The organism is Desertihabitans aurantiacus, assembly GCF_003344635.1.
Lineage (GTDB): Bacteria > Actinomycetota > Actinomycetes > Propionibacteriales > Propionibacteriaceae > Desertihabitans > Desertihabitans aurantiacus.
Genome location: NZ_QPKK01000200.1, coordinates 1 through 7202 on the forward strand (window position 1 = coordinate 1; position 7202 = coordinate 7202).

General features: G+C 74.1%; 8 protein-coding genes. 2 read left to right on the plus strand and 6 right to left on the minus strand.

What is annotated here, in order from left to right:
- The 3 genes from DVA66_RS14685 to DVA66_RS14695 all read right to left on the minus strand — a co-directional run.
- Nucleotides 1-314, minus strand: a 314-nt coding sequence (locus DVA66_RS14685; protein WP_114560759.1) for a TetR/AcrR family transcriptional regulator, incomplete at its 3' end; no start/stop codon positions are given.
- A gap of 33 nt (nucleotides 315-347) precedes the next feature.
- Nucleotides 348-1112 carry a MerR family transcriptional regulator gene (locus DVA66_RS14690; protein WP_114560760.1) on the minus strand — a complete coding sequence of 255 codons (765 nt, stop codon included), beginning with the start codon at nucleotides 1110-1112 and terminating at the stop codon, nucleotides 348-350.
- The gene (locus DVA66_RS14695) at nucleotides 1099-2319 is read right to left on the minus strand and encodes an MFS transporter (RefSeq protein WP_114560761.1); all 1221 of its coding nucleotides are present in this window, start codon (nucleotides 2317-2319) and stop codon (nucleotides 1099-1101) included. Before DVA66_RS14695 ends, DVA66_RS14690 begins: the two co-directional genes overlap by 14 nt.
- A gap of 181 nt (nucleotides 2320-2500) precedes the next feature.
- Between DVA66_RS14695 and DVA66_RS14700 the strand changes: the two genes are divergently transcribed.
- Nucleotides 2501-3706, plus strand: coding sequence for an MFS transporter (locus tag DVA66_RS14700; RefSeq protein ID WP_114560762.1), 1206 nt, complete (start codon nucleotides 2501-2503; stop codon nucleotides 3704-3706).
- 9 nt (nucleotides 3707-3715) lie between these two features.
- Here DVA66_RS14700 and DVA66_RS14705 read toward each other — a convergent pair whose 3' ends face one another.
- From DVA66_RS14705 to DVA66_RS14715, 3 genes are all read right to left on the minus strand, one after another.
- Complete coding sequence (locus tag DVA66_RS14705) at nucleotides 3716-4525, minus strand: SDR family oxidoreductase (protein ID WP_114560763.1); 810 nt, start codon at nucleotides 4523-4525, stop codon at nucleotides 3716-3718.
- A gap of 115 nt (nucleotides 4526-4640) precedes the next feature.
- On the minus strand, nucleotides 4641-5384 hold the full coding sequence (locus DVA66_RS14710) for a ThuA domain-containing protein (protein WP_198671789.1): 744 nt from the start codon (nucleotides 5382-5384) through the stop codon (nucleotides 4641-4643).
- Nucleotides 5381-6529 (minus strand): Gfo/Idh/MocA family protein, encoded by a 1149-nt coding sequence (locus DVA66_RS14715; protein WP_114560764.1) that lies wholly within the window; start codon nucleotides 6527-6529, stop codon nucleotides 5381-5383. Before DVA66_RS14715 ends, DVA66_RS14710 begins: the two co-directional genes overlap by 4 nt.
- A 121-nt stretch (nucleotides 6530-6650) precedes the next feature.
- On the opposite strand from DVA66_RS14715, the gene DVA66_RS14720 reads away from it, so the two are divergent.
- Nucleotides 6651-7202: SWIM zinc finger family protein (locus tag DVA66_RS14720; RefSeq protein ID WP_198671790.1), on the plus strand; the 552-nt coding region annotated here is incomplete at its 3' end.

Genomic DNA, 7202 nt, shown 5'->3' on the forward strand with positions numbered 1-7202 from the left:
CGCTGCAGGGCGGCCCACCGGCCCGGGTGCTCGGTGGCGTAGCCGCGGTGGGCGCCGGCCAGGGCGGCCAGCGCGGGGTGCCCGGACCGTCCGGCGACCGCCTCGGCCACCCGCTCGGCCAGCTCGCCCAGCGCCAGCTCGGTCAGGCCGTCGAGCAGGGCATCCCGACCGGGCAGGTGGGAGTACAGGCTCGCCGGCTGCACCCCGAGGCGTCGGGCCACCGCGGAGACGGTGACCGCCTCGAGCCCTCCGGCGTCGGCGAGGACGGCCGCCTCGGCGACGACGGCGGCGGGGGAGAGGGGTCGGCGTGGCACGACGGCCAACCTACAGGTTGTAGGCAAATACCTCTAATCCGTAGGAAGGTCCTCGTCCACGGCGTCGGGCAGGTGCAGCAGCTCGACGAAACGCTCGTTCACCTGCTGCTGCCGCTCGTTGTAGCTCTGCTGAAGGTGGGCCGTCAGCAGCTGCGCCGGGTCGGTGACCGCGGGCAGGTCCCCCAGGCGGGCGAGCAGCGGGCGGTAGTGGTCGGCCAGGTCCCCGGCGAGCCGCTCGACCTCGGCCTCGGAGGTGTCCTGGTCGACCCGGGAGAGCCGCCGGACCAGCTCCGTCGCCGCCGGGTCGCCGACCATCAGCGGGGCCAGCGACCGGGCGACGGTCGCGAAGTCGGTCTCGCCGAGGACGTGGGCGAGCAGCACCAGCTGCTCGCGCTCGTAGCGGGCCAGCTCGGGGACGGCCTCGGCCGAGGCCCGCAGGTCGACGCCCAGCTCGGCCAGCACCGGCGGCAGGTCGGGCATCCCGCGGTGGTGGCGGAGGGCGGCGATCACCGCCCGGCGGGTGGTCAGCCGCTCGATCTCGGCCGCAGCCTGCTGGTCGAGCTCGTCCAGCAGGGACTCGGCGGCCTCGGGGTCGTCCAGCACCTCGGGCAGCACCGCGAGCGGGACGCCGAGCGCGGTCAGCCGGGTGATCCGCAGGATCCGCACCAGGTGGCCGACGTCGTAGCTGCGGTAACCGCCGGCCGTGCGCCTGGGCTCCTCCAGCAGCCCGATCTGGTGGTAGTGGCGCAGGGTGCGGACGGTGACGCCCGCCAGGGCGGCCAGCTCACTGCTGCGCAACGGTCCGCTCCTTCGGCTCCAGGTCGACCAGCGCCCGCGAGAGCAGGACGGCGGCGAGCACGACCAGCCACACCGCGTTGACCGCGAGCCCGGCGGTGACGGGGGAACCGTACTCGGCGACCACCCCGGCCAGCGCGATCCCGGCGGGGGCGGCGACCAGCAGGACGGCGTTCTGCAGGCTGAGCACCCGGCCGCGCACCTCGTCGGGCACCCGTTCGGCCTGCAGCACGCCCACCGTCGCGCCCAGCAGCGCGTTGGCGACCCCGACCAGCACGGCGCCGACGAAGACGACCGCCGGGGAGAGCAGCGTGGCGATGAGCAGGAACCCGGTGGTGGTGCCGATGAGGGCGAGGGTCAGCCAGATCCGCCGCGGCAGCCGGGCGCCGACCACCGCGAACCCGGCGGTGCCGGCCAGCATCCCGACCGCCAGCGCGGTGAGCACGAAGCCGAGCAGGTCCTCCTGGCCCGCCCTGGTGAAGTACAGCGGCAGCACCAGGCCCTGCACCCCGCCCAGCACGACCGCCAGACCGACGGTCAGCCCGACCAGCCCGGTGAGGAAGCGGCTGCCGCGCAGCACCCGGGCACCCGCGGTGAGCTGCTGCCACACCGAGCCGCGCGGGGCGCCGGCCGCCTCGACCTGGCCGAAGCGGTGCGGCAGGACGAGGGTGAGCACGGCGGCGAGGGCGGAGGTGGCGGCGGTCACCAGCAGCACGGTGGTGCCCTCCAGCAGCACCAGCAGGGTGCCGGCGGCGGCCGGGCCGACGACGAGGGCCATCGAGGTGAGCGACTGCCGCAGCCCCACCAGGCGCTCCAGCGGCACCCCGGTGTGGCGGGCGACCGCGGGGACGAGCACCTCCCGGGCCGTCATACCGGGGACGTCGCCGAAGGCGCCGACGACGGCCAGCCCGATCAGCCACCACAGGTTGAGCCCGAACAGCAGGTCGGCCAGCGGGATGGCGGCCACCGACGCGGCCGAGATCAGATCGGCCAGCACCGAGCAGGTGCGCCGGTTCATGCGGTCCAGCACCACGCCGGCGAACAGACCGACCAGCACCGCCGGGACGGCCGTGGCGGTGGAGATGATGCCGACGTCGAGCGGGCTGCCGGTGGTCTGCAGCACGATCAGCGGCAGGGCGACGGCGAGCACGCTGTTGCCGAGCAGGCTGAGGAAGTGGGAGCCGAGGTAGGCCAGGACGATCACAGGCATGGCCCCAGCACAGACCGTGACGTCGCGTCAGGGTCAAGCGCCGGCGCCACGACCTGTGACCAGCGTCACCAGCGATCGGCGCAGAGCGCGCCTGGATCGATTCAGTGCCGGGGTGCAGACTGGGGGCTCGAGACGCGACGGCGCGTCCGGACGTCCTGCACCTGCTCCGGAAGACCCGCCCATGCCTCTCGCTGTCTGGATCCTCGCTGTCGGCGCCTTCGGGTTCGGCACCACCGAGTTCCTCTCGATGGGTCTGCTGCCCGAGATGGCCGCGACCTTCGGTGTCGACATCCCCACCGCCGGCTGGTTGATCACCGCCTACGCCCTCGGCGTCGTCATCGGCGCCCCCACCCTGACCGCGCTGGCGCACCGCTGGTCGCGCAAGCGGGTGCTGATCGCGCTCATGGTGCTGTTCACGCTGGCCCACGTCGCCACCGCCGCCGCACCCACCTTCGAGACGCTGGTGGCGGCCCGGCTGGTCAACGGGCTGGCCCACGGCACCTTCTTCGGCGCGGCCGCCGTGGTCGCCCGCACGCTGGCCGCCCCCGGCTTCCAGGGCCGGGCCACCGCGCTGGTCTTCACCGGGCTCACGGTCGCCAACATCGTCGGCGTCCCCACCGGCACCTTCCTCGGCCAGCAGCTCGGCTGGCGGCTCAGCTTCGCCCTGATCGGGCTGATCGGCGTCGTCACCGTGGTCGCGGTCGCGCTGGCGGTGCCACGGGTCGAGCAGAACGAGGGCGGGCTGCGCACGCAGTTCGCCGCGTTCGGTCGCGGTCAGCTCTGGATGACCCTGCTCATCACCCTGGTCGGCTTCGCCGGCACCTTCACCGTGCTCAGCTACATCGCCCCGATGCTCACCGAGGTGACGGGTCTGGCCGCCGGCGCGGTGCCGTGGGTGATGGTCGTCTTCGGCGTCGGCGCCACCGCCGGCAACGTGCTGGGTGGCCGGCTCGCCGACTGGTCGGTGCCGCGGACGCTGGCCCTCGGGCTGGGCGGGCAGGGCGTCCTCTTCGTGCTGCTCTTCACCCTGGCCGAGCACCCGGTGGCGGCCGTCCTCGGCATCCTCGGGTTCTCCTTCTTCGGCTTCGTGATGAGCGCCTCCATCGTCAGCCGCGCGATCCACTCCGCCGGCGGCGGGGCGAGCATGGCCTCGGCCTCGATGCAGGCGGCCTTCAACAGCGCGAACGCGGTCGGCGCGGTGCTCGGCGGGCTGGCCATCGACGCCGGATTCGGGTTCGCCTCGCCGGCGCTGGTGGCGGCCGTGCTGAGCGTCGGCGGGCTGGGGGTGCTCGCCTGGGCCACCCGCCTCGACGTCAGCGGACGCGCTCCGGTCGACCCCGAGGTGCCCTCCCGGCGCCAGCGCCGCGAGCTCGCCCGCGCCGCCTGAGCCGCAGGCTCAGACCTCGCGCCAGTCGTGCGAGGTGATGTGGGAGCCGCCCTGCGGACCCATCTGCAGCATCCCGCCGTCGACGACCAGCGAGGCGCCGGTGATGTAGCCGGCCCCCCGGGTGGCGAGGAAGGCGATGGTGTCGGCGATCTCCCAGGCGTGGCCGGGACGTCCCAGCGGCACCCCGGGACGGTCCTCCTCGCGCGGGTCGGTGTCGGTCTGCCCGGTCATCGGGGTGGCGATCTCGCCGGGGGCGACGGAGTTGGCCGTGATGCCATGGCGGCCCAGCTCGATGGCCATGGTCTTCACCAGCCCGCCGAGGCCGTGCTTGGCGGCGTCGTAAGCGCTGGAGCCCACGCGGGGCGCGTGCTCGTGGACGCTGGTGACGGCGATGAGCCGGCCGCCCCGGCCGGCCTGCACCATGTGCCGGGCCGCCCGCTGCAGGCAGACGAAGGCGCCGTCGAGGTCGGTGGCGACCACGTGGCGCCAGGCCTCGAGGGTGACGTCGAGGAACGGGGTGGAGTCGCCGGTGCCGGCGTTGTTGACGAACACGTCGATCCCGCCGAGACGGTCGGCGAGGTCGTCGACGACGTCCCCGCAGGTCTCGATCTCGCTGGTGTCGAGCCGGGCGACATGAGCCTGCCGGCCGTGCCCGCGGATCTCCTCCGCGGTCTGCTCGGCACCCTCCTCGTCGGTGTGCCAGGTGAGCCCGACGTCCATCCCGGCCAGGGCCAGGGCGACGGCGGTGGCACGGCCGATGCCGGAGTCGCCGGCGGTGACGACGGCGCGGGTGGGGCAGAACTCGGACGGGTCGGGCACGACAGCTCCTTCGGTGCGGGGACACCGGTGCTCTACCCAGACCGACGGCCCTCACCCGGAGCCGGAGACGGCACCGCCCACCCCGCACCGGGCGGGGTGGGCGGTGGGTGGCCGCTCAGCCCTGCACGAACCAGTCGCGCGGGTGGTGGTCGGCGGTGAGCTCGCGGCGCGGGGCCTGCGGGCGGGCCCAGCGCACCCCGTTGGCCAGCACCCGGCGGACGTCGGGGTGGTGGTAGACGGGGTAGTCCTGGTCGCCGGGGGAGAAGTAGAACACCCGGCCCAGACCGCGTCGCCAGGTCGCCCCGGAGCGGAACACCTCGCCGCCGGAGAAGGAGGAGATGAAGACCAGCTCGTCCGGGGTCGGGATGTCGAACAGCTCGCCGTACATCTCCTGCTCGGGGATCTGGATCGGGTTGGGCACCCCCTCGGCCAGCGGGTGGTCGGGGGCGATCGTCCAGACCAGCTCGCGGTCGCGCTCGTTGCGCCACTTCAGCGAGCAGGTGGTGCCCATCAGCCGCTTGAAGATCTTGGAGTAGTGGCCCGAGTGCAGCACCCCGATGCCCATCCCGGCGTGCACGGCGGCCAGCACCCGCTCGACCACCGCGTCCTCGACGTCGGCGTGCCTGGCGTGGCCCCACCACAGCAGCACGTCGGTGCTGTCCAGGACGTCTGGGGTCAGCCCGTGCTCGGGCTCGGCCAGCGTGGCGGTGCGCACCTCGACGTCGTCGCCGAGGAGCTCGCGCAGCCCGTCGGCGATGACGGCGTGGATGCCGTCGGGGTAGTGGCGCAGGACGGTCTCGTCCCCGCGGGTCTCGTGGAAGAACTCGTTCCAGACGGTGACACGGATGGGCTTGTTCACTGGGGGACCTCGACCTCTCGGCGCTCGGCGGCGGACTGGTAGATCGCGTCGACGACGCGGCTGCGGTGCAGGGCGAACTCACCGTAGTGGCCCTCGTAGCGGGGCTGGCCCTCCGGGGTCTCGGCCCCGACGGCGATGGCGGTGAGGAACTCCGCGATCACGCTCTGGTGGTGCTTGCCGGGATCGCGCAGCTGCGGCTTGGCGATGGTGGGCGCCCCGGCGACGTCGGAGTAGACGGTGAGGGTGTCGGTGGTGGAGTAGTTGTCGACGTGCAGCCGGGCCCCGCCGACCGCGCCGAGCAGGTCCACCTCGATGTCCTCGTGGGCCTTGGAGTAGGAGGCCCAGGACGCCTCCAGCTGCAGGCTGGCGCCGTTGTCGAGGCGGCACAGCGCGCTGGCGAAGTCCTCGACCTCGAAGTCGAAGTCGAGCCGCTGGGAGGCGACCTTTCCGCCGCCGCCGCGTCCGGCCGAGCCGAGGTGGTTGTAGGCCACCGCGGAGACGCTGGTGACCTTCGGCTCGTCCAGCAGGAACAGCGCGATGTCGAGGACGTGGGAGCCCAGGTCGATCAGCGGGCCACCGCCGGCGGTCGCCTTGGAGGTGAACCAGGAGCCCAGACCGGGGATGCCGGTGCGGCGCAGCCAGCTGGCGCGGGCGTGGTAGATGTCGCCGAAGGGGCGGCTGTCGAGGTGGCGGCGCAGCCACTGCACGTCGGCGCGGCGGCGGTGGTTGTAGGCGACCTCCAGCACCCGGTCGGCCTCGCGCGCGGCCTGCACCATCTCCTCGGCCAGGGCGCCGGTGACGGCCAGCGGCTTCTCGCAGAAGACGTGCCGGCCGCCCTGCAGCGCGGCCATCGCGATCGGGTGGTGCAGGTCGTTGGGGACGCCGATGGAGATGATGTCGAGGTCGTCGCGGGCGACCAGCTCGCGCCAGTCCTCGTAGCGGTGCTCCACACCGCGGGTGTCGGCGAGCTCGGCCAGCCGGGCCGGCTCCTGACCGGCCAGCGCGACGACGCGCGCGCCGGGCAGGGCGGTGAAGGCGTCGAGGTGGGTGGTGCCGGCGAAGCCGAGGCCGATGACGCCGACCCTGAGTTCGTCGGTCGGCCCGGTCTCGGCGGCGGTGTGGCCGGGCAACGTGCGTGCGGACATGCAGGGACCTCTCTGGCTCTGTACGGGGTACGTCCGGGGCTACGCTACTCAATCGATTCAGCACGGCAAGTCGCCCCACCGACGCGTCGGCCACGTCGGGAGGCGTCACTACGCTGCAGACGTGGCGCGGTGGAGCAGGTCGCAGGTCGAGGCCGCGGCGACCGACGCCGGGTCGCTGGCCGCCGCCCGGAGGCTGGCCCGTCCCGGCCCCTGGAGCGGCTGCGGCGCCAACGACACCCTGCTCTGGGGGCGCTGCCAGGGCTCGGGCGCCACCCCCTACCAGGTGAGCGTCGACCTCACCACGCCCGCCTGGCGCTGCTCGTGCCCGAGCCGGCGATTCCCGTGCAAGCACGCGCTGGCGCTGCTGCTGCTGTGGTCCGACGGGGCCCTGGAACCCGGTGGTGCGCTGGAGACCGGGGACGCCCCGGCCGAGGTCGCGGAGTGGTCCGCGCGGCGGGCCGCCCGGGCCGCGCAGCCCACGTCCGCCCCACCCGACCCGGCCGCGCAGGCGGCCCGGCTGGAGAAGCGGCTGGCGCTGATGGACGCCGGGATCGAGGAGCTGGCGCTCTGGCTGACCGACCTGGTCCGCACCGGGCTCGGCGCGGCCCGCTCCCGCCCGACCGGCTGGTGGGACCAGATCGGCGCCCGGATGGTCGACGCCCAGCTGCCCGGG